Here is a 23,598-nt window from a genome sequence, read left to right as displayed (position 1 = left end):
TGTTGTGCGTCCTTCACATTCTTTCCCAATCTCAAATCTCAAATGGTATTAATTGCCCGCTTACACAAGTTTCTGACGGCGACTGTGGATGAAAAATCCCGATCGCGCACAATATTCTGGTTGATGCTGAGCTTGACATTTGCCGCAGTTTATGGTGTTTTAGGAATTGCTCAAGCTTTCAGCGCCGAGTATATGGTGCAAGACGATGCGAGACAGCACGTTTTCTGGATGATGCGGTTTGTCGATCGACAATTGTTCCCCAACGATTTCATTGCTAACTACTTTCAATCTGTCGCCCCCGCCGGATACAGCGCCCTCTACAAATTAGCAGCAACAATCGGCATTCACCCGCTATTATTTCACAAAATATTGCCGCTATTTCTCGGCTTAATCTCCACCTATTACTGTTTTGGGCTTTGCTTGGAAATGCTGCCAGTGCCGCTGACTGGATTTATCGCATCTTTGCTGTTAAATCAGCATATGTGGATGACGGATGATTTGGCTTCCACAACGCCCAGAGCTTTTATCTATCCGATATTTCTCGGTTTTTTATATTATTTGTCGCGGAGTTCGTTGCTGCCCTGTTTGGGGGCGATCGCCCTAATTGGATTATTCTACCCTCCCTACGCCTTGGTTGCTGCTGGCGTGTTAGTTTTGCGGCTGGTAGCCTGGAAAAACGGCCGTTTGCGCTTGTCGGGCGATCGCACAAATTACCTATTTTGCAGTACCGGTTTGGGACTAATCTTTCTAGTAATGCTGCCCTATGCCTTGGATAAATCGGAATTTGGCCCGACTTATACCGCAGCAGAAGCCAAGCAAATGGGCGTATTTGCAGCCGACGGCAGAAATGCTTTTTTTCGTCCAAATCCGGTAGATTATTGGCTGACTGGTAGAGGTAGCGGGATGTTTCCCAAGTCGCTGTTTACGCCTGTAACTCACTGTGTGGGGCTGTTTTTGCCGCTGCTGTTGCTGTGGAGGCGATCGGCTTTTCCGTTAGCGAGTCGGATTAATAGCAAAATCTGGCTGTTACTTCAGCTATTTTTAGCATCCTTGGCGATGTTTTTTGCCGCTCACGCTACCATTTTTAAGCTTTATCAGCCTGGACGCTATACTGCGTATAGCTTGAGGTTTATTGTTGTGTTTATAAGTGCGATCGCCCTGACGTTAATTATCGATGGCGTCGGCAACTGGGCATCAACAACGGAAACAAAATTTAAGTTAAAAAATCTAGTTGCACTAATTACAATGGTGATAATTGCGATCGCAGTTGTGCTTTATCCATGCTTAGTGGAAAAATTTCCCACAGTCGGGTATGTAGAAGGTAAAATGCCCGCTTTGTACAAATTTTTTCAGCAACAACCTCAAGATATTGTGATTGCTTCGATCGCCCCAGAAGCCGATAATCTGCCAACGTTTAGCCAGCGTTCGGTTTTGGTAGCAAAGGAATATGCAGTGCCGTATCAGAAAGGCTACTACAGCGGATTTCAGCAGCGAGCGAGCGATTTGATTCGCGCTCAATATACGGCTGATAAACCCGTATTGCTAAGCTTCATTAACAAGTATGGGATTGATTTTTGGATGCTCGATCGCAATGCCTTAACTCTTAAGTATGTAGAGGATTACGGCTGGATCGAAGACTTTGATTCTACACCGGAAGCTATACTTTCTCTCAAACAAGGGAAAGTTCCTATTTTAGCACAAACAATGACGAGTTGTGCGGTTTTTGAGAATCAACTTTTAGTAGTTTTGCAAACATCTTGCATTGCCAAATTAACCTCTTGAGTTGAAGCGGGCGGGCTCAGGGGCCTACCCCACAAGAAAACTAATTATTTGTGGAACAGGCCGGAAAGCCTGTTCTTGAGAACGGAGATGATATCAGTTATAATTCCCATAGGAGATAATGGTGCGGTTCAATGACACAAGTTCTCGATCGCGAAATTCTCGATGGGCGAGTGGTGCTCAATGGCACCTGGGAGCAATTCAAGTTAATCCAGAAGGGCTCCGAAGATTCCCCTGGGGTAAAATTGTCTTTTTTTGCAGGTGCGATCGAAATTATAATGCCGGGATTCCAACACGAAAATTTTTCGGAAATTATTGGTTACTTGGTGACAACTTTTTTGCTGGCGCAAGGCCTTAGGTTTTACCCTTCTGGTTCAATGACGCAGGAGAAAACGGGAGAAGTTTCAACCCAAGCTGATAAATCGTTTTGTTTGGGGCTACCTAAGTTGATTCCCGATTTGTCTATCGAGGTAGTTTATACTAGCGGTGGATTGAGCAAGTTGCCAAAATATCGGGCTTTGGGTGTGCCAGAAATCTGGTTTTGGGAGGATGGTACTTTGCGGTTGTATCACCTCCGCGAAGATGGATATGAAGAAGTAATTCAGAGTGAATTGTCAGGATTGGAAACCCTGGATATTGATTTGCTAAAACGCTGCATTTTGATGGGCGAAACTGATTTGGCTGAAGCGGTAAAGGTTTTTGGGCAGGGAATCTCGACTGTCTGCGATTGAAATAGAATACCCAGAACCCCGACTTCTTTAAGCAGTCGGGGATTTGCTATTTCTGGTAACGAGAAATCAAGTATTTTGTAGGGGCAATCCCCCAGGGGTTGTCATCCCCTATGGCTGTCTTCCCAATCAAAGCTAAATATATATCCGCAGTCAAATTCGTACAGAATGAAAATTGCCTAAAAGTCGATCGCAAATTATCCATACAGCAAAAACATGGCAACACTTTACGTTAACCCCCAAACAGGCAGCGATTCCGCAGCCGGCAGCCAATCGGCTCCCTTCAAAACGATCGCCCGCGCAATCAGTCGCGCTGCATCGGGAACAGTTATTCAGCTAGCAGCGGGAACTTACAGCGCAGCTAGCGGCGAACAATTTCCCTTAGACATTCCCTCTGGAGTCAAAGTTATCGGTAATGAATCCAACAAAGGAAGCGGTACTCTAATTCAAGGAAGTGGCAAATTTGTCAGTCCCACCGCTGCGAGTCAAAATATCACTCTACTGCTAGCAACTGATGCGGAATTGCGGGGAGTAACTGTCACCAATCTAGATATTCGCGGTACCGGAGTCTGGATGGAGTCAACTTCTCCTACTGTGGCTAACTGCACTTTTACGCTTTGTAAGCGCGAAGGTATTTTTGCCACAGGTACTGCTAATCCTGGGATTCTAGACAACATATTTGTGGAAAACTCAGCCGCTGGGGTAATTATGGCTGGAAGTGCTAAAGGCGTGTTGCGGCGCAATCTTTTTCAAAATACCGGTTTCGGCATTTCTCTACAAGCTCAATCGGCTCCTTTGATTGTTGACAACCAAATTGTCGCCAATCGCTCCGGTATCGTTTTAACGGGGAACTCTAAGCCGGTTGTGCGGAAGAATCGCATTGAAAAAAATACGGAAGATGGTTTGACTGCGGTGGAAAAATCTCTGCCAGATCTTGGTACGGCTCAAGATTTAGGGGGAAATATTTTTGCCAACAATGGCGAATTTGATTTGCAAAATGCTACTGCGACTAAGATTTTTGCCCTGGGAAATCAGCTCAATCCTTCGCGGGTAAAAGGTTTATTTGAGTTGGGAAATGTGACGCCAACTCCAACTCCAACTCCGACTCCAACTCCGACTCCGACACCAACTCCGACACCTGGAGGTGTAAAGTTTAGCGATATCAGCACTCACTGGGCTAAGGATTTTATCGATCGCCTCGCTAAGATGAATATTGTTAACGGGTTTCCCGACGGCACTTTTAAACCTGATGAGAGTTTAACTAGGGCTCAGTATGCGGCGTTGTTGGCGAGGGCGTTTCAGTTGGCGCCGCGCCGTGAAGCAACGGTTTTTAAGGATGTGGCGGCGGATTTTTGGGCCCAAAGTGCGATCGTCAAAGCGAATCGAGGCGGGTTTTTGGTTGGATATCCCGACAGCACGTTTCGCCCGGAACAGAATTTGACTAAAGCTCAGGCGATCGTATCATTGGTAAACGGCTTGCAGTTGGCGGGCGGCAATCCTAATTCTTTGAGCGTTTATGCCGATCGGGCTTTAATTCCCAGTTTTTCCACCGACTCCATCGCCACCGCCACAGAGCGCAAAATCGTAGTCAACTATCCCGCCCGCGACAAGCTTTCCCCCGCCCGCGACATCACGCGCGCCGAGATATCCGCCCTCGTCTACCAAACTCTGGTAGCCACAAACCGCGCAGAGCCCATTAACTCTCCCTACATCGTCTAAAGGTACGTAGTTGCGCTTGGGCGCTCTCTTTGGTACGTAGTTGCGCTTCAGCGCTCTTTGGGGATATCGGAAAAAACGAAGATAGCAAAACAGCGAATAGTGAAGGAGAGAGCCAGGGCTCAGGCAACTACGTACCTAAAAAATAGCCCCTCTCCTCCGATCCCCATCGGACAATCTCCGCAAGTCTTGCTTTCCGAGCGTCCAAATCGTTTTATGATAAAAATATTAAGAAATTCAGCAATCTTTAAGGTTCCACTCTCAGATTATGGCTAAAATTCAATTCTCCCGGGGTATAGACGAAGATACTGTACCCGAAGTCCGCCTAACTCGTTCTAAAAGCGGAGCTCAAGGCACTGCCACATTTATCTTTGAAAATCCGAAATCTCTCAGCAACGATAGTACCCAAGACATTACTGGAATGTACATGATCGACGAAGAAGGCGAACTTCTGACTCGCGAAGTTAAGGCTAAGTTCATCAATGGTCAACCTGCGGGTTTAGAAGCTCTTTATCTGATGAAAAGTGCCGCTGACTGGGAACGCTTTATGCGTTTCATGGAACGCTACTCGGAAGCAAACGGCTTAGGATTTAGCAAGGCATAATAGATAGTTAATAATTGGTAGTTGGTAATTGGTAATTGGCCGATAGCCGATTGCTGGTTGCCGATTACTTACGACAAGAAACAATGACGCAAATTCCTCACCCCGATTTATCTAAAATAACCGTAAATTGCGCTATCATGACTGTTAGCGATACGCGCTCTGCTGACACAGACAATAGCGGTTTGTTAACGAAAAAATTGCTAAAAGATGCAGGTCACTCTGTGGTAGCTTACACTGTTGTTAAAGATGATGCTGCAAAAATTGTATTGCAAATGCAGGCGCTTGCCCAGCGCGAAGATGTGGATGCGATAGTTTTGAGTGGCGGGACGGGTATTTCTCCACGAGATACTACTTACGATGTGATGGAGAGTTTGCTCGACAGGATTTTACCTGGATTTGGCGAGATATTTCGGTTTTTGAGCTATCAAGAAATTGGTTCTAGGGCGATCGCATCTCGCGCTGTTGCAGGCGTGTATCAAGGCAAGTTAGTCTTTTCTCTTCCTGGATCTAGTAATGGCGTGAAACTAGCTGTGGAAAAGCTAATTTTACCAGAGTTAGTTCACTTGGTCAAGCAGTTGCGGGGTGGATGAGGGCGGAAGTTGCTTTTTTCACTGAGGGGAGAGATTGGCGGTCGATCGAGCTTTACAGTCGATCGACCGCTTTGTTGTAAGTTAAGAGCGATCGGCTACACTTCGATTTTATAATTGAGTTGATGTTCGTCACCCGGTAAGCCTCGAAAACCCCAATTGTGTTTCGGATTCTCAAAAATCGTGATTTCTAAATCCTGTGTGGAAATTCCAAACGGCTGTAATCGCTCAAACAATAAACGAATCAACTGCTTTTTCATCTCCACACTGCGTCCTTCAATCATGCTCACCTCAATGATAGTGTAACGTTCTGTGCGCCCTGTAGGATAAAAGAAATCAGAGAAGTCGAACAGAAAGAATCGATGTGAACGTTTATCAGGTGGATATTGGAGTGCATCTACGACACAGGAATTAATGACATCAGAGAGTTGAGGCTTAATAGGATGGAGATGCTCTCTCAAGCCGGATATTTTGACCTGTACCATAATTCTATGTATGACAACAACTCTCTATTAAAACCTAATTGCCGCGCTTGAATTTGTCAAGATCACATAAATTTAAGGGTGCCAATAAGTTGGTAGTGAGGACTTCAGTCCTCATAGTTTTATGTTTTCTGAGGACTGAAGTCCTCACTACCAACCTGGATCTGACATCATGCTATGAAAATCCCAGCAACCTTGTCTCCATTCATAGTCATGCGTGCCACAAATTCATCTCCACCATCTGCAAAACTCAGCTTCCACAAATAAACCTGAAAACCATCTTGTGTCAACTCACCAAAATAACTAATTGAATATCCGTTTTGCAGGCGGGAACCGAGTTCATCGCTAACATTATCGAACATTTCTTGTGCAATTCCCGTTTTGTAGTCTGCATCGCCCACCGTGGTAAACAGCTCGTAATTTTTTGAGGCTGTGGCATCCAAAATAACCTGCAAACAATCAATGACCTTTTGAGGGGGGGCTGTCGGGTTCATGATGATATCCTTTTTTTAGGTTTCTCTCAACACGATCTAACTAAGACTGCTGTCTAAGTATTAATTCTACCACATTTGCGATCGCATCCAGTTTTAGAGCCTCATTGACCGCAACATTTTTGACATTAAAATACAGTAGGGACACAGCACTGCCGTGTCCTACCCAAGCATCTCAAATACAGTCAACTAAAAACCGCTATATTGCTTGAGCAACAATAGTCCGATGTCTGAGAGTATTGCAAGTGATTGTCGGCACCGCAAAACCCGAATCAACCAAAGCCTGCTCAATATCCAACCCAAAATACTGATCCAAATAAGGCTCCGTACTCTTGAGCAAAGTCAAAATATAAGGAGGCATTTTGGCATAAACTTCCGACTGAGGATTCATATCCATAATTGTCAAATGTCCGCCAGAGCGCAGCAAACGCCTCGCTTCCCGAAATACTTCCTTACTTGCTTTTTGTGGCAGTTCGTGACAAACTAAACAAATAGAAACTAAATCAAAAGAAGCCGCAGGTAAACCAGTAGATTCAGCAGCAGCGTGCACCCAAGTCGGAGATTTTTGATTAGAAAATTCCGCTTCTCGCTGTTGTGAACGGTATTGAGCAACCGACAAAAAATAAGGCGACAAATCCACCCCAGTCATCTTTGCTTCCGGGTAAACATCCCCAAGCGCAAACGTACTCATTCCCACACTGCATCCCAAATCGACAATATCTTGCGGTGTTTGGGAAATTTGAGCTTTGACGATTTCGTGATAGCTAGCGCGGAGTTTAGCATCGCCTTCTGCACCCGCTTCTGGCCAAATTCCCGCATGAACTGCACGGGCTGCAACTTCAACTTCTGTGGCAGCTTCCCAACTCATATTACCTTTTTCGTAAGCGTGGAATGAAGTTAGATAATATTTCGGGTAAACCAAATCGGGATTTTCTACGCTGAGCAATTCTGCATCCCAATTTCGGGACAAAAGTGTTTGCGCTTCTTCTCGCCAATGCACTCCGATTTTTTCGGCTCTGTTTATCATCATTTCCCGCGCTTGGTGCTTGGCTAGAGCGGCCAAAGGTTTGATGGAGAGTACGCCATTTACTAAACGCGATGCTAATCCCGGAGTTTTGTTAACTGCAACAGTCATATTTTATTGTTTTCGATTTAGCGCTATCGATTTTAACACACTTGGGTCATTTTTACTTATTTGATATAAGGAAACTTTACAAGGTTCGTAGTGAGGACTTTAGTCCTTTCTTGGATGCGGACTCGCATTCCTCACTACAAACCAATCAAGGCTCGTAGTGAGGACTTTAGTCCTTTCTTTGATGCGGACTCGCATTCCTCACTACAAGCCAATCTGTCCTTTCTTGGATGCGGACTAAAGTCCTCACTACGAACCAATCTGACTATTAGCATTAGATCTCAGATGAGATGGCCGGGAAATCTGGAATCGGATTTGTCGGAGTTGGAGTATTTGGAAGAACACTATCAAATATGGTTATTTAGGAGTTTGTTGTGAGCAAGTCAATTGTGGAATTGGTTGATAATTTGCCGGATTCTGGGATTACTGTGATGATGCTCAAATCCCTGGATTTTGTGGTTCCGGGAGAATGGAATAATTTATCTGGTTTTGATAATACTATTCGATCGCTCACAGGGGAAACCGATCGCGCTTTAGTGGAAAAAATTCGCGCCCGGGCGATCGAGCTTTACGCCAACTCCAACGAACCCTATCAAGGCGCAGTCAAGCTTTACCAGCTTGCAGACAGCGCTGACAGTGCCTTAGGAGCGACTGCTATGGCGAATAAAATCGGCGAAAAAATCGGCTTTCTGTCGTTTATGAGCCGCCTGACTCCCAAGGCTGACACCACTCAAACGATCGACTTATGCGTCAAAGTGGCGATCGAACTCATCGTCTTCTGCAAACTCAACAAAATTTCCCTTGACAACGTGGGAAGCTTTGCCAATTACTTATCAGAATACAAAAGCGAATCTCTAATGCGGATGGCTGCATTAGTATGCGCTGATGGCTTAATTCCCCTCGGTCCGGACTTTATCAAAGTAGCGCAAAATACCCTAAGCAGCTTAAATCCTGGAACCTTGCAGCAAAACTCAACCTTTCAAAACATCAGCAACCTAATTCCCGGCGCCAACAATGCCCAAAAATTCGGATTCGTGACAGCAACCTTCGCCTCAGCCCAAGGTTGGATGAACAATTTAGTGGTATCTCGCGGCTTAACTCCCGCCACAGTTTTAGGCAATCTCAAGCAATACGTCGATGTTACCGATGACAAATTGGATTATGTCGCCGCGTTTTTGGACATGACTACCAATTATTACGAGCATACCGGAATTCAGACGGTTGCTCGCCAATTGATCGATCGCGCTTACGCCGAAACATTATCCGCCCGGATTTCATTCAGTTGACAGTTGACAGTTGACAGTTGACAGTTGACAGCAACCTCTACCTGGAAGTCCGAGGATTGGAGCAATGAATCGTCTGATTTTAATTTCTCCCTAAAACGGAGACGCTTTCAATCAATTATTTCTGGTAATCTCGTGAGATTAATCAAATGCGAGGAGCTATTTCAGGCACCTCGCATCTTTCCAGGATTGCTTATTATCCGTCTTATAAAAATAGCTGGACAGGCAAGATGCCTATCTCACATTTTTGTTGTGGGATGGGCATCTTGCCCGTCCCCAAAATTAGAGCAACGCACTAGCCAATCAACTCAAAAATTCAAGCAAAAACAACAGTGCGATTGCCATAAACCAAAACACGATTTTGTAAATGATATCGAACCGCCCTTGCCAAAACAATCCGTTCTAAATCTTTACCTTTCCGAACCAAGTCCGACACTTCATCGCGGTGACTCACCCGCACAACATCTTGCTCAATAATCGGGCCAGCATCTAGATCGGGCGTCACATAGTGGGCAGTGGCACCAATAATTTTCACTCCTCTTTCATAAGCCCTTTCGTAGGGATTTGCCCCCACAAACGCGGGTAAAAATGAATGGTGAATATTAATCACATTGGGGAATTTGCTCATAAAATCTTGACTCAAAATCTGCATATATTTTGCTAAGACTACTAAATCAATGTTATATTTTTTGAGAGTATCTAACTGTTGTGCTTCTTGAATAGCCTTGTTCTCTTTATTAATGGGAATATACTCAAAATCGATACCATATTGTTCGGCAATGGGCTTTAACTTTTCATGGTTACTGATAATCAGGGGGATTTTCCCAGGCATTTCTTTAGAGCGTTCTCGCCAAATCAAATCTAACAAGCAATGATCTTGGCGGCTTACCCAAAGCGCAATCCGTCGAACTTCCTCAGAGAAATGTAATTGCCAATTTGCTTGTAAATCCTTGGCAAGTTCACTAAAAGCATCTGTCATGTCTTCAATGCTTAAGTCAAAACCGTCTAATTGCCATTCGAGACGACTTAAAAATAATCCTGCGGTAAAATCAGTATGGTGATCCGCGTGGATAATATTGCCATTATGGGAAGCGATAAAATTAGCAAGTAAGGCGACAAGCCCTTTGCGATCGGGACAGGAAATCAAAAGAGTTGCAGTAGGGCTAGTCATGATCTAATGGCAAGGGTATTAATTTTTAATTGATTATATCAGGTCGGTCGTCCTATGGAGCATCTCAGTTTTACTTTTGTAGTGCTGTCGCGAGCTGGTGACAGCTTGCACTGTAAAAAATGATTTTTGTTAAAATGAGATGTTTCCGGTTTGATGTCTGATATTTAATTGCCAGTGAGCTCCAGGTAAGCATCGCGAATTAAATAATTTACACATATTTGTGGGATGGGCGTCCCGCCCGTCTAGAAAGGACGGGCGGGACGCCCATCTCACAAGAACAATAAAAACTGTAAGTTATTTAATTTTCATTCGTTAGTATCAACTTTCTACGCGACTGCGGCACTATCCGGCAGGGGTTTAAACCCCTGCTTCATACATAGCGAAAGTCGGTTTCAACGGACTGATTTTAAACATAAATTAAGGAGAGTAAGAGCGCAATTTCATAAAATAGTGGCTGTTAATTTGTGAGGTGTTTTAATACTACCAGTCCGTTAAAACGGACTTTAGCTAAAAGCCCCGTGGGTTTAAACCCCTGGCGGGCTTTCATAAGGACGAACTAACTGACTTTTAGGTAAATAGAAATATTCAAGTTTGCACCGAAAACTCCTCCGGTTCAATTCCCCAGTTTACCCAACGAATTGCTTCTTGTGCAGAGGTCACATTTGGAGGAACTCGCAGCGCATGAACAAACCCCGTACTCGGACAGGTCATTTTTAACAAAAAAACTGGTAATGGCATCCCATCGGCGTCGAAATCGTCCTCAAAATCCATTTTTAACAGGGTATATTCCTGCCAAGTGTCTAACTCTGTGGCTGCTAGTTCTTGACAAATACGATCGCACCCGATGCCCTGAATTAAGGCTCGCCGAACCTCTGCGTTGTGCTCCTTCAACAGCCATTTAGACTGCCACTCGCGGGGTTGCAGGCGGCCGTACCATTCGGGTAAAATCACGCCGTGATAGGCGTAAATCGCCAAACCGTCGGCAAATTGTACGGCGGGTGCTGCTTCCGGCGTGCAAGCGGTGGTTGCTATCTGCCGAAAGTGCGATCGGCTTTTCGCACACTACACAAACTTTGTCATAGGGAAAAATCCAGCCGCAAGTCTTGACAAGCGATTGAAAAATTGTCCAGATATTGCCGTAGGAGTGCGCGCAATTCAACACAGAAATGCAAAAATCTAACAAACTCCCGCCACTAGCCCACAATTCCGGTTGAATGCAATTATCTAGTTGTTTGTTGAGATGGGTGTAGTGCAAATACCGGGCCCGCTGTCCCCTTAAATCGATCGGCAATTTGCTCGCTATTTCCATCGCTAAATGATCGCGCAGGGGACTCCACAGTTGGCTTTGCAGTTGGGTGTAAAGTTCATTTTCGAGTTGATTTTGCAGTTGACGTTTTAGCTGGTTTTCTAGTTGTCCGCGCAGACAAGTCAGCAGTTGTTTTTCAAGTTCGCTGCGAAGTTTGCTCTCTAATTGGCTCCGCAGGTGACTCCTGGGCTTGTCTGCGTGGCTGGCGATGATGTTAGCGGCTTGGTAGGGACGATCGCAAAAAATGATTTCCGGTGCTGGTTTGCCGATCGCCCTGTAAGCTAATGTAATAGTTTCCGCAGCTTGAGAGCGATCGATCGGGCCAGTCGAAAGTGCGATCGCCTTCCACTTGTCGCGATAAACTCGAATCAGAGCCTCTTGTGCTGGCGTGAGTTTTTTAACCTTAGTCTGCGACATACCTCCAGCCTTGGGGTTCGTATTCGCGCTGAATCCGCACCATCCAATTACCTTCAGGAATTGCGATCGCTTTGTGCTCTTCGTGACTCAATAAAGCTGTCGGCGAAAGCACTCGCAAGTACAGGGTGCCGTCTTTTTCGTACAGTTCAGCTTGCCCCTCAATAATCTGGTGAGAATGTCCGGTGACTTCACCTTCGGCGAGGGTGAGATGAGGTTTTTTGTCACCTTGGATTTGCGGTACGGGGGTGAGAATTACGTCGCCTTGTCGGATTGGTTGCATAGGTTTTTATTAATTTTGTTTGCTGGTTTTGGTAAGTCGATCGGGCTTTTCTACCGTAATTATATACTACATTGGTAATACAGGAACGTCAATGGCGATCGATCGACCATATTCCATAACTGTTTGCTGTACTGACAGGGGTTAGGTTCGAGGGTGAAAGTGCGATCGACAATAGAAATGCTATAATTGATGCCAGTTTCGAGAAAGTCGCCTGGGTGGGGGCGGGTTTATAGATATTGTCGGTGTGAATGAAAGATTGTTGGTGAAACCCGCCCCTACATGAATTACGGTTAATTTACAATGAGCCAAGTAGATTATACTGCAATGGGCGATCGAGAATTGAAGCGTTATTTCCTGAAAAATCGCGGGGATAAAGCAGCACTGCAAGCTTACTTAGACAGGCGGAAAGAGCGATCGAATTCAATCATCACGAAAGTGGGAGATCCGGATTTCGATACTAAGATTGAGGCAGCCATTCGCCAGCAAATGAAAGAATACAAAGATTAGTCTTCAGTCCCTCGCTCGCTCGGACATTGTTTGTATAGATGCGGTTTCAACCGCCGACTCTTATCAACGAGGTTTCTAACTTCCCCAAAACTTCAAGTTTGCACCGAAAACTCCTCATAATCGACATCCCAATTCACCCAACGAATTGCTTCCCTTGCAGATTGTATATCGGGCGGAACTCGCAAAGCATGAATGAATCCGGTGCTCGGACAAGTCATTTTTAACAAATAAATTGGCTCTTTTTCATCGGTATCGAAGCCATCAATATCAGCATCGATTCTTAGCAGCGTGTATTCTTGCCAAGTATCTAAATCTGTTGCTTGCAATTCTTGGCAAATTCGATCGTAACCAATTCCTTGAATTAACACTCGCCTGAGTTCGGCATTTTCTTCTTCTAAAATCCAGGTAGCTTCCCATTGATTGGGGTGAATTTGTCCGTATTTTTCGGGCAAAGTTACGCCGTGGTAGGAGTAGAGTTTGTAACCGTCGCTAAATGCGATCGCGCTTTCCCCTTCTGCGTGGAGGCGGTACTCGCTGTCGAGGGAGAGTTTGGTTGGGCGATCGCACACATAGCAGACATTCTCAAACGTCAAAATCCAGCCACATTCTACTAAAATCTGTTTGAGGCATTCCAAAGCTTTTTGTGCCTCTGGCTTCAAAACAATGCCCAAGGCAGAAACACAAAATTCAGCAACAGTGACAGCATCAACGGCATATCTCGGATTAACTATCGACATTAAGTGGTTCTTATAGTTAGAAAAATCTGCTCTTAATTGTTGTTTAAGCTGTTCCTCCCATCTAAGAAAATATGAAGAAGATAGCTGCTGGAATTCTGTTGTGAATGTCAAAGGTAATAGTGGATCTTTTACTTGTTTTTTAAGTCGATCGATCAAATCATTATTATTAGATTTTTTCAACATGGGTAATTGTACTAATGCAGAGTGAGGGCCACTGCAAAAAGTGATTTCAGGGGCTTCTACACCGAGGAGTTCGTAGCCAGCTTTAAGGGCGGCTGCGGCTTTGCGGTAAGAGATGGGTTCCGTAGAGTGGGCAAGAGTTCCCCACGAATTCTCATAGGCTTCTATGAGAGCCTTCTGTTCAGGTGTAAAGTTTACATACAAAGAAGTCAAATTAGTCAGAGATTGCAGCAGTATGATGTCTGATATTCGATTGGAGTCCAGATTCAGATAAGTCAAATTTTTCAGAGATTGTAGCGATGTGATGTCTGATATTTGATTGCCCATCAGATCGAGATGAGCCAAATGAGTCAGAGATTGCAGGAGTGTGATGTCTGATATTTGATTGTAGCTCAGATTCAACTCAGTCAAATGAGTCAGAGATTGCAGTGGTGTGATGTCTGATATTTGATTGTTGTCCAGATTCAACTCAGTCAAATGAGTCAGAGATTGCAGTGGTGTGATGTCTGATATTTGATTGCGGTACAAATACAGCCTAGTCAAATTAGTCAGAGATTGCAGTGGCGTAAGGTCTGATATTTGATTGTTGCACATAGACAGCTTAGTCAAATTAGTCAGAAATTGCAGTGGCGTAAGGTCTGATATTTGATTGTTGTCCAGATTCAGCTTAGTCACATTAGTCAGAGATTGCAGTGGCGTAAGGTCTGATATTTGATTGTTGCCCAGCGATAGCTTCTTCTTTTTCCTACTTGACAGTATGCGGTTCGCTTCATTAATATCAGAAGTCCCAGCATAATTTAACAACATTTCAACAGTATGTCTGGCTTCGGGAGAAAGGCTTTTTTTGTGCAAGCACCAATCGGCAAAGCTGCTGAATTCTGCGGGATTGGGCTGTTGTTCTGACATGGCAATAAGATTTTAAATTTTTTACGAAAATAAGAATTCTTGGTCAACTTTTCCTCTAAACCCCAGAAATCCCGCGCCGAAACTCCTTAACCGCTTCAATCCTAGAAGCCATCAGCAAGCACCGAGACAATAAATTAATATCTAAGTCTGGCAGAACTTCGCTTTGGGCAATTTTTTCATAGCCGTGCGATCGCAAATGATACAGACCAAATAATCCATCCTCCCAAAACCAAACTTCCGGTACTCCCAAGGCTTGGTAGCGATTCAACTTGCTCTCTCCCCCACTGGTAAATACTACTTCGATGGCAAGATCGGGGGTTTTACCTGTTGATTTTCCAATTAAAAAAGATTCATCAGCTTGTACTGAGACTTCCTGTCCTTTCTCTTGAGTAAAGCTACCCAAAGGGTTAAACTCGATGTCTTTTTCCACAAAGTAGTCCATCAGCAGACCTGCGATCGTCCTGCTGAATGATTCGTGTTCTTGCGAAACTGCCAAAATTTCTACCTCGCCTTTGAAATAAAACAGTCTGATACCGGGGGAGTCGGAGAATCCCTGTTCGATTAGTTTGAATTGTTGCCAATCAATCCCGGAGTGAGTTAACCGTTGGTCTTTGGGCTTATCTAATATTAGTGTCATGGCGCGACCTCCTTTAACTATTATATTATCCTAGAAATGCGGCAACCGAAACCCGATCGCGCCCAGCAGCTTTCGCGCGATACAGCGACTCATCGGCGATCGCAATTAACGTCGCAGGCTGCGACATCGGCGCCGGAATGCAGCAAGCCACACCCAAACTCAGCGTGACATATTCGCTGACACCAGACTGCGCGTGAGGTATCTGCAAATCCCGCACCTGTTGAGCGATCCTTTCAGCAACGCAAGCCGCACCTTCAATATCCGTATTCGGCAAAACTACCGCAAATTCTTCTCCACCGTAACGCGCAACTAAATCAGCCGATCGCTTTACCGAACACTGGAGAACCTGCGCCACTTGCCGCAAACACTCATCCCCCGGTTGGTGGCCGTAAGTGTCGTTGTAAAGTTTGAAGTAATCGATATCGCACATAATCAAAGACAGCGGCGCTTCTTCCCTCGCCAAACGCCGCCATTCCGCATCCATATAATCATTAAAAAAGCGGCGGTTTCTTACCTCAGTCAAACTGTCGTAAGTTGCCAAATACTGCAAGGCTCGATTCACTGTTTCTAACTGCCGTTTCTGCTGCTGCAACTGGCGGTTGAGCACCGTCAACTGCTGTTCGGCTGCGTGGGTTCTCAGCAAGTTTCTAACCCTCGCCAACAGTTCCCTCTCGTCAAAAGGTTTGGAAATATAATCGTCAGCACCAGCATCCAAACTTTCGATCCGAGCTTCCATGCCCGATCGCGCTGTCAAAAAGATTACTGGAGTCGAACTCAACTCCGGCGTATTCCGAATCTCTTTGAGCAAATCCAGTCCGTTTTGTCGGGGCATGATTTGGTCGCTCAAAATCAAATTCGGCTGCAAACTTTTGGCTTTTTCCAAACCTTCAACCCCGTCCATCGCCACCGCAACTCGATAGTACGGACTCAATAAAGTTTGGAGGTAAGCCAGCAGAGAATAGTTGTCTTCTACTACCAGCAACAGCGGTAACTCTCGGCTGTCAGGCGTTAATTGTCCCCCATTATTTTTGTCGTCACAACTGTTAGAGTCCGGCAGCGGGGCGATCGCCCCAACATTTCCCTCGTCTGAGCAGCCAAATTCACTCATCCCTGCCAATTGGACGATCGCGCTTACCAACAGATTCGCCTCCACCGGCTTCGACAAATGCCTCTGAAACCCCGCAGAGAGGGCCGATGCCGAATCCTCCTCACGGACGCCTCCCGTCAGGGCCACCGCCGGCAGCAGTTCCCTTTGCTCGGACATTTCCATGGCTCTGATGCGGCGGATCAAATCGGAGCCGTCTGTTTCCGACACCGCCATATCGCTTACCAACACGTCGGGCCGCGACTGTTCCAACTGCGCCATCGCTTCGCAAGCGCTACCCACCGCTGTTACCTTGGCTCCAAATGCTTCCAGGGCAGTTTTGAGAAATTCCCGAATCTCGGCGCTGGTTTCCACCACCAGCACTTGCTTTCCGGCTAAGGGTTTGGGAACCGATTCCGCGTGGTTTTCGGTGCGGCCGATCGCGCTTTTGCGATCGTCGCGCGAATTGTTGCTGTGCGCTACGGGTAGCAGCACCCCAAACGTCGTCCCCATACCCAGGCCGGGACTGGAAGCCCAAACAGTTCCCCCGTGCAGTTCCACCAAATGCCGCACAATTGAGAGCCCCAACCCGAGCCGATTTTGTTCCTTCGACTGAAAGCTATCTGCGGGGCGGAAGTAGTCAAAGATGTGCGGCACAAATTTGGGTTCAATCCCGCAACCGCTGTCGCTGACGCGAATCAAGGTACCCGACTCTGTAGGCTCGATCCGCACTTCAACTGGGTCTGGTGTCGATTCTGGGGTGAATTTGATGGCGTTGGCCAGGAGGTTCCAGACTATTTGCTGCAAGCGCTCTACATCGGCCACAACGTAGCTGACGCCCGGGTAGAACTGTGTTTCTACGCGGAGGTTTTTGGCCTCGGCGGCGGGGCGGACGGTCTCAATAGCCGATTCTATGACAGATGGGAGGTGAACCCGAGCCAGGTTCAGGCGGACTTTCCCCCGCAGCAGCCGACTCAAATCGAGGAGATTGTCTATTTGGCGGTTTTGCAATTTGGCGTTGCGCTCGATGATTTCCAAAGCGCGGTTGGTGGTAGCTTCGTTTAACTTGCGCGATCGAGCTAGCTGCACCCATCCCAAAATCGCGCTCAGGGGCGATCGCAGTTCGTGTCCCGCAATGCCCAAAAAATCGTCTTTGGCGCGGTTGACTGCGGCTTGGGCTGCTTCAACGGCTTTGCGATCGGTGATGTCAAATCCGATCGCCAAATACTGACAGGGTTTCCCGTTAAAGTCCAAAAGCGGAACTACTGCTGCGTGCACCCAATAATCGCTGCCATTCTTGGCTTGGTTCTTCATTTCTCCTTGCCAAACTTCATTTTTGGCAACTGTTGACAGCAGATTTTTGATTAATTCCGAAGACTTATATTCCGAATGGAGGATGCAAAAATGGCTGCCTATTAGTTCAATACGCGAATAGTTAGAGATGCTGCACAGTCGATCGCTGACATAATTGATAATTCCTCGGGCGTCGGTTCTCACCGCCAGTGCCGATTGGTCGATCGCTACTTTAAAATCTAAACCTTCTTGCAGCGACGAATCTAGTTCTTTTATCGTAGAAATTTGACTGAGGCGATCGCGCCGCTCCTGGCTCCGCTCTTGAATTTCCATTGCTTCTATTGTCCCCTGATGACTGACACCTAATCTACTCGCATCCTGATTAATTATCACTGTTTTTTCCGCACCGGCAGGTGTAATATTTTGTATATTTTTATTTTCATGAATGCTCGGCAAACAGCACATCCACTCAGGAGTCATACCATTTGAGATTCGAGATTTTAGATGAGGAATGAACAAGAACTATCGGGGTTGGGGATAGCTGCCTACAGTGGCACTATTTTGGAAAACTGGAGTCACCTGAAATTTTATTTGAAGTTTAGACTAAAATTGGTCAATCTGAAGACAGATTTTCTCAGATCTGCCCGCTGGGCCGCTGGCTGCAAAAACCCAACTTTTTTCTGAAAATTACCATGCCGCATCTGGCACAAAATCTCTGCCCCAGGCTTTCGACTCTCCCGCATTCTGCCTCAACTCCACATCCCAGATATATTTGCAGGGCTTGACAGTTCCCAAATAATTGGCTGGGAAATGGCTAACAAAGTCTGTGTTTTGCGATCGTCAGCAACTTCAGTTAAATTATTTTCTCCTACCTCTTGACAGGTCTGTAAATGTTTTGTATTATAAAATGTAATACGACATTTAACCAAAGAGCAGCCCAACTGCATTAACGCACTCAACCATTAAAAGTTTGAGGAAAAGTTTCTGTGAATTTATCTATGAATTTAGACTTAGTACGCGAGCAATTTGAACAAAGAGCATTTGATTATGACGGTTTAATTCCCCGCCTCATTCCGCAGTATCGCGAGCAACACGAAATAATATTGCAATTAAAGTTCTAGATTTAGGCGCGGGAACTGGCATACTGTCTGCAATGATTTTGCAAGCATTTCCTCAAGCAAAAGTCACAGCCTTCGACATGGCGGAAAATATGCTAAAAGTTTGTCAAACTAACTTGTCCGCTTTCCAAGAACGCCTGACATTGCAGCAGGGAAACTTCGCCGAAGATGATTTCGGCAGCGGCTACGATTTAGTAGTTTCAGGGTTGGCAATCCACCACCTCGACGGCGAACAAAAAAAACAGCTATTTCACAAACTTTTTCACTCAATGAATGCCGGGGGAATCTTGCTAATCCGAGATATTGTCACAGGTGCTACCCCAAAGCTAACCGAGCAATACGAACATTTGTGGCGGCAGTACATAAAAGCTAATGGAGAAGACGATGCAGCGTGTTTTAACAGCTATCTAAAAGAAGATATTCCTTCCTCTGTCGAAGAACAAACAAAGTGGCTTGCAGAAGCTGGTTTTGCAGACGCAGCTTGTCACTGGCGCTATCTCAATTTTGCTATTTTTGGCGGAATTGTCCCCATGTAGAAGGCAAAGTTTTTCTAAAAACAATACCCCTTAATAAAGGTACGTTGTTGGGCTTTAGCCCTCTTTCGACATATATATAAAGAGGGCTGAAGCCCAACAACGTACCTATCTCTTTCCCAACAATAAAACCACGCTGCGACCTAAGGGGGATTTAGGGGGAGTGAGATTCAGCTATAAACGAGAGATACAAAAAAAATTATACTTGAGTTGACCGCATAATTTCACTCAATCCCTCTCCCAGTAAAAACAGATTAAATAAACCCGATATACCCACAAAATAACTCAATAAATTAAGTAAAAGGATGAACGATTCCCGATTAATAAAAATTAGCCGATATCTCAGCAAACACCTGCGCCACGCGCCCTCACGCATCGGCATTCAACTCGCGCCGGGGGGCTGGATTGCTGTTAGCGAACTCCTCGATGCTTGCCAAAAAAATAACTTTTCTGTTCAGCCTTACGAACTCAAGGAAGTAGTCGCCCAAAACGACAAACAGCGCTTTTCCTTCGACTCGACAGGCACTCTAATTCGGGCCAACCAAGGACACAGTATAGACGTTGACTTGCAGTTAGAACCTGCTGTTCCCCCAGATATTTTATATCACGGAACAGGTAAGACTGCCGTCGAGTCTATTCTCAGTGAAGGAATTCGGAAAATGTCGCGGCATCACGTTCATTTGTCGGCGGACATTCAAACAGCCCGTAAAGTAGGTGCCAGACACGGCATCCCGGCAGTCTTGATTGTAGATACCGCAGCAATGCAATGCGACGGCCATACATTTTACTGTTCGGATAACAAAGTTTGGTTGGTAGATATGGTGCCGCCCAATTATCTAAAAGTATATTGAGAAAATCCTGTTTGGTTCTAGCAAGTGTGCGGCAAATATTTTAAAATAAGAGTAACTAGGAGTTTTACAAGATGAGTGCGGAAGATATGGGCGATCGCGACAACAATTTTAATCAAAACAACCCTCAAAATCGAGGGCTGCTAGGATCGGGCTGGCGACCTCTCTACCGTCAATTTGATTGGGAACACCTGCTGCACTTAGCATCTAGCGACCCTGTAGAACTCGCTCAAAAAACTTTAGATGCAGCCAGCGATATCGCCGATGCCATGGGACGACACCAGTATACTTGGTGGGCGAATATCTTAAATGTATTTTCGGAAAATACTCGCTACGAAATAGACGAGTTTTGGGATTACATTACTCCGCAGCCAGTTTACCCGGATTACCGTTACAAAGATGTTTTAGTCACCGAAACGCCTGTTGTTCAATTGGTCAGCCGCGCTAGCATTCCCATCGACTACGTTCTCAACAAACTCCAAGAGATTGCTGTTTTCAAAGTTCTGGATTTGCTGGGGAAACCGGATGTGATTACCCAGTTTTTTATGGAACGGCATTTTTCTTATCCGCGGGAGCGATTTGTTAGCTGGGAACGCTTGGAAGTTTTGGGTACTGTTTATGCTTATTGGGGACAAGCAGGCTGCTGGCTGCAAATTGACAGCTACGACAGGGGTCGGCGGTGCTACACTCTGATCTGCAAAGATATTGCGCCGTTAGTTAGCAAGGCTACTTATAATTTAGCGGTGATTCTCAGCGGGTACAAAAGCCGTGTCGGACAGGTTCACAGTTACTTCCCTATTCGGACTTTTTCTGCGGAAGTTCAAAGTTTTACTGATACTGTTCAGCAGGCAATTCTCGACCAAAATCAGTTGGCTGTGTTGGTTAGTGGCGAACCGGGGACTGGCAAAACTGCTTGGACTCAAGCGGTAGCAAAGGAGATTTTAGTGCCGCTGGGTTATGTGATCTTTATCTTAGATCATGATGCTGTGGAAAATTTTGTGCCGCCGAGTTATTTGGAGCGGATTTGCATTATTATCAACGAGGCTGATAATTTGGCTCAAGATCGATCGACCGCAGCGGCCCAACGCAGTAACAAAACTGAACATATTTTGAGTTTGCTGGATGGAACTCTGTATCAAAGCGTGATGGACGAGCACGGGATTCAATTTCAGCAGAAACTCGTAGTGCTACTCACTTGCAACACGATTGAAAGATTAGATCCTGCGATGCTGCGGAAAGGGAGAGTGGATTTTACCAGTGAATTTACGCACAAATTTGTTTGACGAGGCACGTAAAGTCTCACACACTTTGGGCTATTCACGAAGGGGGATAGCCTTGCCGCGCGTACTGCTGCGCCACCTCAAATGTTGAATAATTATGAGGAAATTTCCTGAATGTCAAAGTTTCGGGAACAATTTATTAAGTACCTATGGACACATCCCCTAAAAAATGATATTACTGATGGGTGAGACCCTCCAAGGGTATCACCCAAAACAGCCAATCAGGGGAAGAGTGTTTTAGGTCTGAAATAGATTTTTCAAACTTGACAGCTATGGAGGAAATCCCAAATCGTGCAAACTAAGCCAGTTAAGCAAGAAATTCGACTGGGAAGGTATGCCGGGGGGAAAATCCCGATCGCCCACCAACCCCCTGATGCAGCCATGTCCGAAAATAAAGAGGGATTTCGGCGGTTTGTGGAGCGCTCCGCCGACGCCGTGGCAATGGTAGATTGTGAAATGCGCTATCTGTCGGTTTCTCGTCGCTGGGAAACAGATTGCGGGTTTGGTGGCGGTGAGGCCCTTGGTCGGTCTCATTGGGAACTGTTCCCAAATCTCCCGGAATATTGGCACCAAAATGCTCGCGCTTGTTTGGCGGGAGTTTTGGAATATAGCGAGTTTGTCGTAGGGCAATCGCCCGTATCTGTAGCAGGAAAAATCGAAGTTGGGGTCAGCGCTTCGGAAAAATGGGTATTTTTGCCGTGGAAAAATAACGAGGGTGCGATCGGCGGTTTGATCCTGTTTGCCGAAAAGATAACAGAAAGAAATTTCTACAATATATGGAGGCCCGGTGGCAAAAGCCAGCAGTTAGAAACAAAACTACAACTAACTCAAAATGCCCTCGACAATGCTGCTGATACAGTTTTTTTTACCACCTCCGACGGTCAAATTTGCTATGCGAATAAAGCGGCTTGCGATCGAGGAGGTTACTCGGAATCGGAACTGCTAAACCTGAGATTGAGCGACATCGATTCGCAATTGTCAGCATCGGATTGGCCAGATCGCTGGGTTGAACTCAAGCAGCAAAACAACCTTACTTTTGAAACCAGTTATAGAACTAAAAACGGCACCAGTTTTCCCGTCGAAGTTCAAGTCAATTATTTAGAATACGACGGCTGCGAATACTGCTGCACGATCGCCCGCGACATTTGGGCTCGCCTCGCAGCAAAATCTGCGCTTTTAGAGGCAAAAGAGCAACTTCAAGCCGTCTTGGATGCGGTGCCCGGATTAGTTTCTTGGGTAAGTTCCGATTTGCGCTACTTGGGAGTAAACCGACATTTAGCTTCCGCTTACCAAATGCCTGCGGAACTATTTACAGGTAAAAAAGTAGGTTTTTTAGATACAAGTCCCAAATTTAACGACTTAGTATACGATTTTTTTGTCGGCTCGAACCATAAGACCTCTCAAGAAGTAACAGCGAGCATCAGAGGAGAAAATAAAACTTATTTAATTGTGGCTCAAAAATATCAAAAAAATACGGCAGCAGTATTTGTGGGATTGGACATTACAGAAAGCAAACAGTCTTTGTTGGCTTTGCAAGAATCGGAAGAACGCCTGCGCCAGCAAGCGGCAAAATTAGAGCGGACGCTGTTAGTTTTGCAGCAAACTCAAACTCAACTGATTCAAACAGAAAAGATGTCATCTCTAGGGCAGTTGGTAGCAGGAATAGCGCATGAAATCAACAATCCAGTTAGTTTCATTTCTGGCAACGTCAGCCACGCCACTGGCTACATTCAAGAACTGCTGCGTTCGATCGACCTTTACCAAAAAAATTATCCCGATCCAGCTCCGGAAATTCAAGATTTGATGGAAGAATTAGACTTAGACTTCATCAAAAAAGACATACCAAAACTGCTAAATTCAATGAAAGTCGGTTCGGAGAGAATTCGGGATGTTGTGCGATCGCTCCGCTTGTTCTCGCGTACTGACGAACCTGAAATGAAGCCTGCGGATATCCATGAAGGTTTGGACAGCACTGTGCTGATCTTGCAAAATCGCCTCCAAGCTAAAGGGGGACGGCCGGGTATTTCTCTAGTTAAGGAATACGGGAATTTGCCGCGAGTCCGCTGCTATCCGGGACAGTTAAATCAAGTGTTCATGCACTTGTTGACAAATGCGATCGACGCTTTGGAAGCAGAGGGAAGAAATCCGGAAAAGTATGGTACAATCCAAAATCAGTCTTTGTTGTCTGCCGGTAGCTCGGGAACTGAAATATTCAATCCCGAAATTCGGATTCGGACAGAAGTGATAGGGGAGAGCGAAGTGGCGATCGCCATTAGCGACAACGGCCCTGGAATGACTGAAGAAGTTCTCTGCCGTATCTTTGACCCTTTATTTACCACTAAATGTCAGGCCACGAGCACAGGTTTGGGATTGGCAATATCCCAGCATTTGGTAGTAGAAAAGCATGGTGGTGACTTGCTGTGTATTTCTCGTCCGGGAGAGGGAACTGAGTTAATCGTTAAAATTGCGATCGGTAACGATTAATCGATTCGATCCAAA

21 protein-coding genes are annotated in these 23,598 nt (G+C 45.6%); 11 read left to right on the top strand and 10 right to left on the bottom strand.

What is annotated here, in order from left to right; genetic code table 11:
• Positions 1-42: 42 nt before the first annotated feature.
• The 5 genes from JGK16_RS18935 to JGK16_RS18915 all read left to right on the top strand — a co-directional run bounded on the left by JGK16_RS18935 (position 43) and on the right by JGK16_RS18915 (position 5,417).
• Complete coding sequence (locus JGK16_RS18935) at positions 43-1,782, top strand: hypothetical protein (RefSeq protein ID WP_293191138.1); 1,740 nt, start codon at positions 43-45, stop codon at positions 1,780-1,782.
• A 131-nt stretch (positions 1,783-1,913) separates the two neighbouring features.
• Complete coding sequence (locus tag JGK16_RS18930; RefSeq protein ID WP_293191140.1) at positions 1,914-2,510, top strand: Uma2 family endonuclease; 597 nt, start codon at positions 1,914-1,916, stop codon at positions 2,508-2,510.
• A gap of 213 nt (positions 2,511-2,723) precedes the next feature.
• Positions 2,724-4,226, top strand: a complete 1,503-nt coding sequence (locus tag JGK16_RS18925) for a DUF1565 domain-containing protein (RefSeq protein ID WP_293176201.1) — start codon at positions 2,724-2,726, stop codon at positions 4,224-4,226.
• Between the two features lie 265 nt (positions 4,227-4,491).
• Complete coding sequence (gene psb28 / locus JGK16_RS18920; RefSeq protein WP_293149588.1) at positions 4,492-4,827, top strand: photosystem II reaction center protein Psb28; 336 nt, start codon at positions 4,492-4,494, stop codon at positions 4,825-4,827.
• 83 nt (positions 4,828-4,910) lie between these two features.
• A complete protein-coding gene (locus tag JGK16_RS18915; RefSeq protein WP_293149586.1) occupies positions 4,911-5,417 on the top strand; it encodes a MogA/MoaB family molybdenum cofactor biosynthesis protein in 507 nt (168 codons plus the stop codon).
• Between the two features lie 95 nt (positions 5,418-5,512).
• Here JGK16_RS18915 and JGK16_RS18910 read toward each other — a convergent pair whose 3' ends face one another.
• From JGK16_RS18910 to JGK16_RS18900, 3 genes are all read right to left on the bottom strand, one after another.
• The gene (locus tag JGK16_RS18910; protein ID WP_293191142.1) at positions 5,513-5,899 is read right to left on the bottom strand and encodes a tautomerase family protein; all 387 of its coding nucleotides are present in this window, start codon (positions 5,897-5,899) and stop codon (positions 5,513-5,515) included.
• A gap of 167 nt (positions 5,900-6,066) precedes the next feature.
• Positions 6,067-6,390, bottom strand: coding sequence for a hypothetical protein (locus JGK16_RS18905; RefSeq protein WP_293191144.1), 324 nt, complete (start codon positions 6,388-6,390; stop codon positions 6,067-6,069).
• A gap of 196 nt (positions 6,391-6,586) precedes the next feature.
• A complete protein-coding gene (locus tag JGK16_RS18900) occupies positions 6,587-7,522 on the bottom strand; it encodes a class I SAM-dependent methyltransferase (RefSeq protein WP_293191146.1) in 936 nt (311 codons plus the stop codon).
• 371 nt (positions 7,523-7,893) lie between these two features.
• Between JGK16_RS18900 and JGK16_RS18895 the strand changes: the two genes are divergently transcribed.
• Positions 7,894-8,805 carry a hypothetical protein gene (locus JGK16_RS18895; protein ID WP_293176193.1) on the top strand — a complete coding sequence of 304 codons (912 nt, stop codon included), beginning with the start codon at positions 7,894-7,896 and terminating at the stop codon, positions 8,803-8,805.
• 313 nt (positions 8,806-9,118) lie between these two features.
• Here JGK16_RS18895 and purU read toward each other — a convergent pair whose 3' ends face one another.
• The 4 genes from purU to JGK16_RS18880 form a co-directional block, all read right to left on the bottom strand.
• Positions 9,119-9,973: a formyltetrahydrofolate deformylase gene (gene purU, locus JGK16_RS18890; RefSeq protein WP_293176191.1), complete on the bottom strand. Its 855-nt coding sequence runs from the start codon at positions 9,971-9,973 to the stop codon at positions 9,119-9,121.
• A 585-nt stretch (positions 9,974-10,558) separates the two neighbouring features.
• Positions 10,559-10,924: a DUF6745 domain-containing protein gene (locus tag JGK16_RS32775; RefSeq protein ID WP_325315088.1), complete on the bottom strand. Its 366-nt coding sequence runs from the start codon at positions 10,922-10,924 to the stop codon at positions 10,559-10,561.
• Complete coding sequence (locus JGK16_RS18885) at positions 10,872-11,696, bottom strand: DUF6745 domain-containing protein (protein ID WP_366034381.1); 825 nt, start codon at positions 11,694-11,696, stop codon at positions 10,872-10,874. The genes JGK16_RS32775 and JGK16_RS18885 overlap by 53 nt, the downstream gene beginning before the upstream one ends.
• A complete protein-coding gene (locus JGK16_RS18880) occupies positions 11,683-11,976 on the bottom strand; it encodes a hypothetical protein (RefSeq protein ID WP_293176189.1) in 294 nt (97 codons plus the stop codon). The genes JGK16_RS18885 and JGK16_RS18880 overlap by 14 nt, the downstream gene beginning before the upstream one ends.
• A gap of 300 nt (positions 11,977-12,276) precedes the next feature.
• Between JGK16_RS18880 and JGK16_RS18875 the strand changes: the two genes are divergently transcribed.
• The gene (locus JGK16_RS18875; protein WP_293176187.1) at positions 12,277-12,483 is read left to right on the top strand and encodes a hypothetical protein; all 207 of its coding nucleotides are present in this window, start codon (positions 12,277-12,279) and stop codon (positions 12,481-12,483) included.
• Between the two features lie 92 nt (positions 12,484-12,575).
• On the opposite strand, the gene JGK16_RS18870 is transcribed toward JGK16_RS18875, so the two are convergent.
• Genes JGK16_RS18870 through JGK16_RS18860 form a run of 3 tightly spaced genes read right to left on the bottom strand, consistent with a single transcriptional unit; the run spans position 12,576 to position 17,800 of the window.
• A complete protein-coding gene (locus JGK16_RS18870; protein ID WP_293176185.1) occupies positions 12,576-14,306 on the bottom strand; it encodes a leucine-rich repeat domain-containing protein in 1,731 nt (576 codons plus the stop codon).
• A 55-nt stretch (positions 14,307-14,361) separates the two neighbouring features.
• Positions 14,362-14,943: a Uma2 family endonuclease gene (locus JGK16_RS18865; protein WP_293176183.1), complete on the bottom strand. Its 582-nt coding sequence runs from the start codon at positions 14,941-14,943 to the stop codon at positions 14,362-14,364.
• Positions 14,944-14,968: 25 nt separating this feature from the next.
• A complete protein-coding gene (locus JGK16_RS18860; RefSeq protein ID WP_293191148.1) occupies positions 14,969-17,800 on the bottom strand; it encodes a diguanylate cyclase in 2,832 nt (943 codons plus the stop codon).
• Positions 17,801-18,422: 622 nt separating this feature from the next.
• Between JGK16_RS18860 and JGK16_RS18855 the strand changes: the two genes are divergently transcribed.
• The 4 genes from JGK16_RS18855 (at position 18,423) to JGK16_RS18840 (ending at position 23,583) form a co-directional block, all read left to right on the top strand.
• On the top strand, positions 18,423-18,974 hold the full coding sequence (locus tag JGK16_RS18855; RefSeq protein WP_366517168.1) for a class I SAM-dependent methyltransferase: 552 nt from the start codon (positions 18,423-18,425) through the stop codon (positions 18,972-18,974).
• 302 nt (positions 18,975-19,276) lie between these two features.
• Positions 19,277-19,822: an RNA 2'-phosphotransferase gene (locus JGK16_RS18850; RefSeq protein WP_293191150.1), complete on the top strand. Its 546-nt coding sequence runs from the start codon at positions 19,277-19,279 to the stop codon at positions 19,820-19,822.
• Positions 19,823-19,893: 71 nt separating this feature from the next.
• Positions 19,894-21,102 (top strand): AAA family ATPase, encoded by a 1,209-nt coding sequence (locus tag JGK16_RS18845; RefSeq protein WP_293191152.1) that lies wholly within the window; start codon positions 19,894-19,896, stop codon positions 21,100-21,102.
• Between the two features lie 288 nt (positions 21,103-21,390).
• Positions 21,391-23,583, top strand: a complete 2,193-nt coding sequence (locus JGK16_RS18840; RefSeq protein WP_293176173.1) for a PAS domain S-box protein — start codon at positions 21,391-21,393, stop codon at positions 23,581-23,583.
• Positions 23,584-23,598: the final 15 nt, after the last annotated feature.

The organism is Microcoleus sp. PH2017_09_SFU_O_A (assembly GCF_020738625.1).
Taxonomy (GTDB): domain Bacteria; phylum Cyanobacteriota; class Cyanobacteriia; order Cyanobacteriales; family Microcoleaceae; genus Microcoleus.
This window is presented reverse-complemented; position numbering and strand designations above follow the sequence as displayed.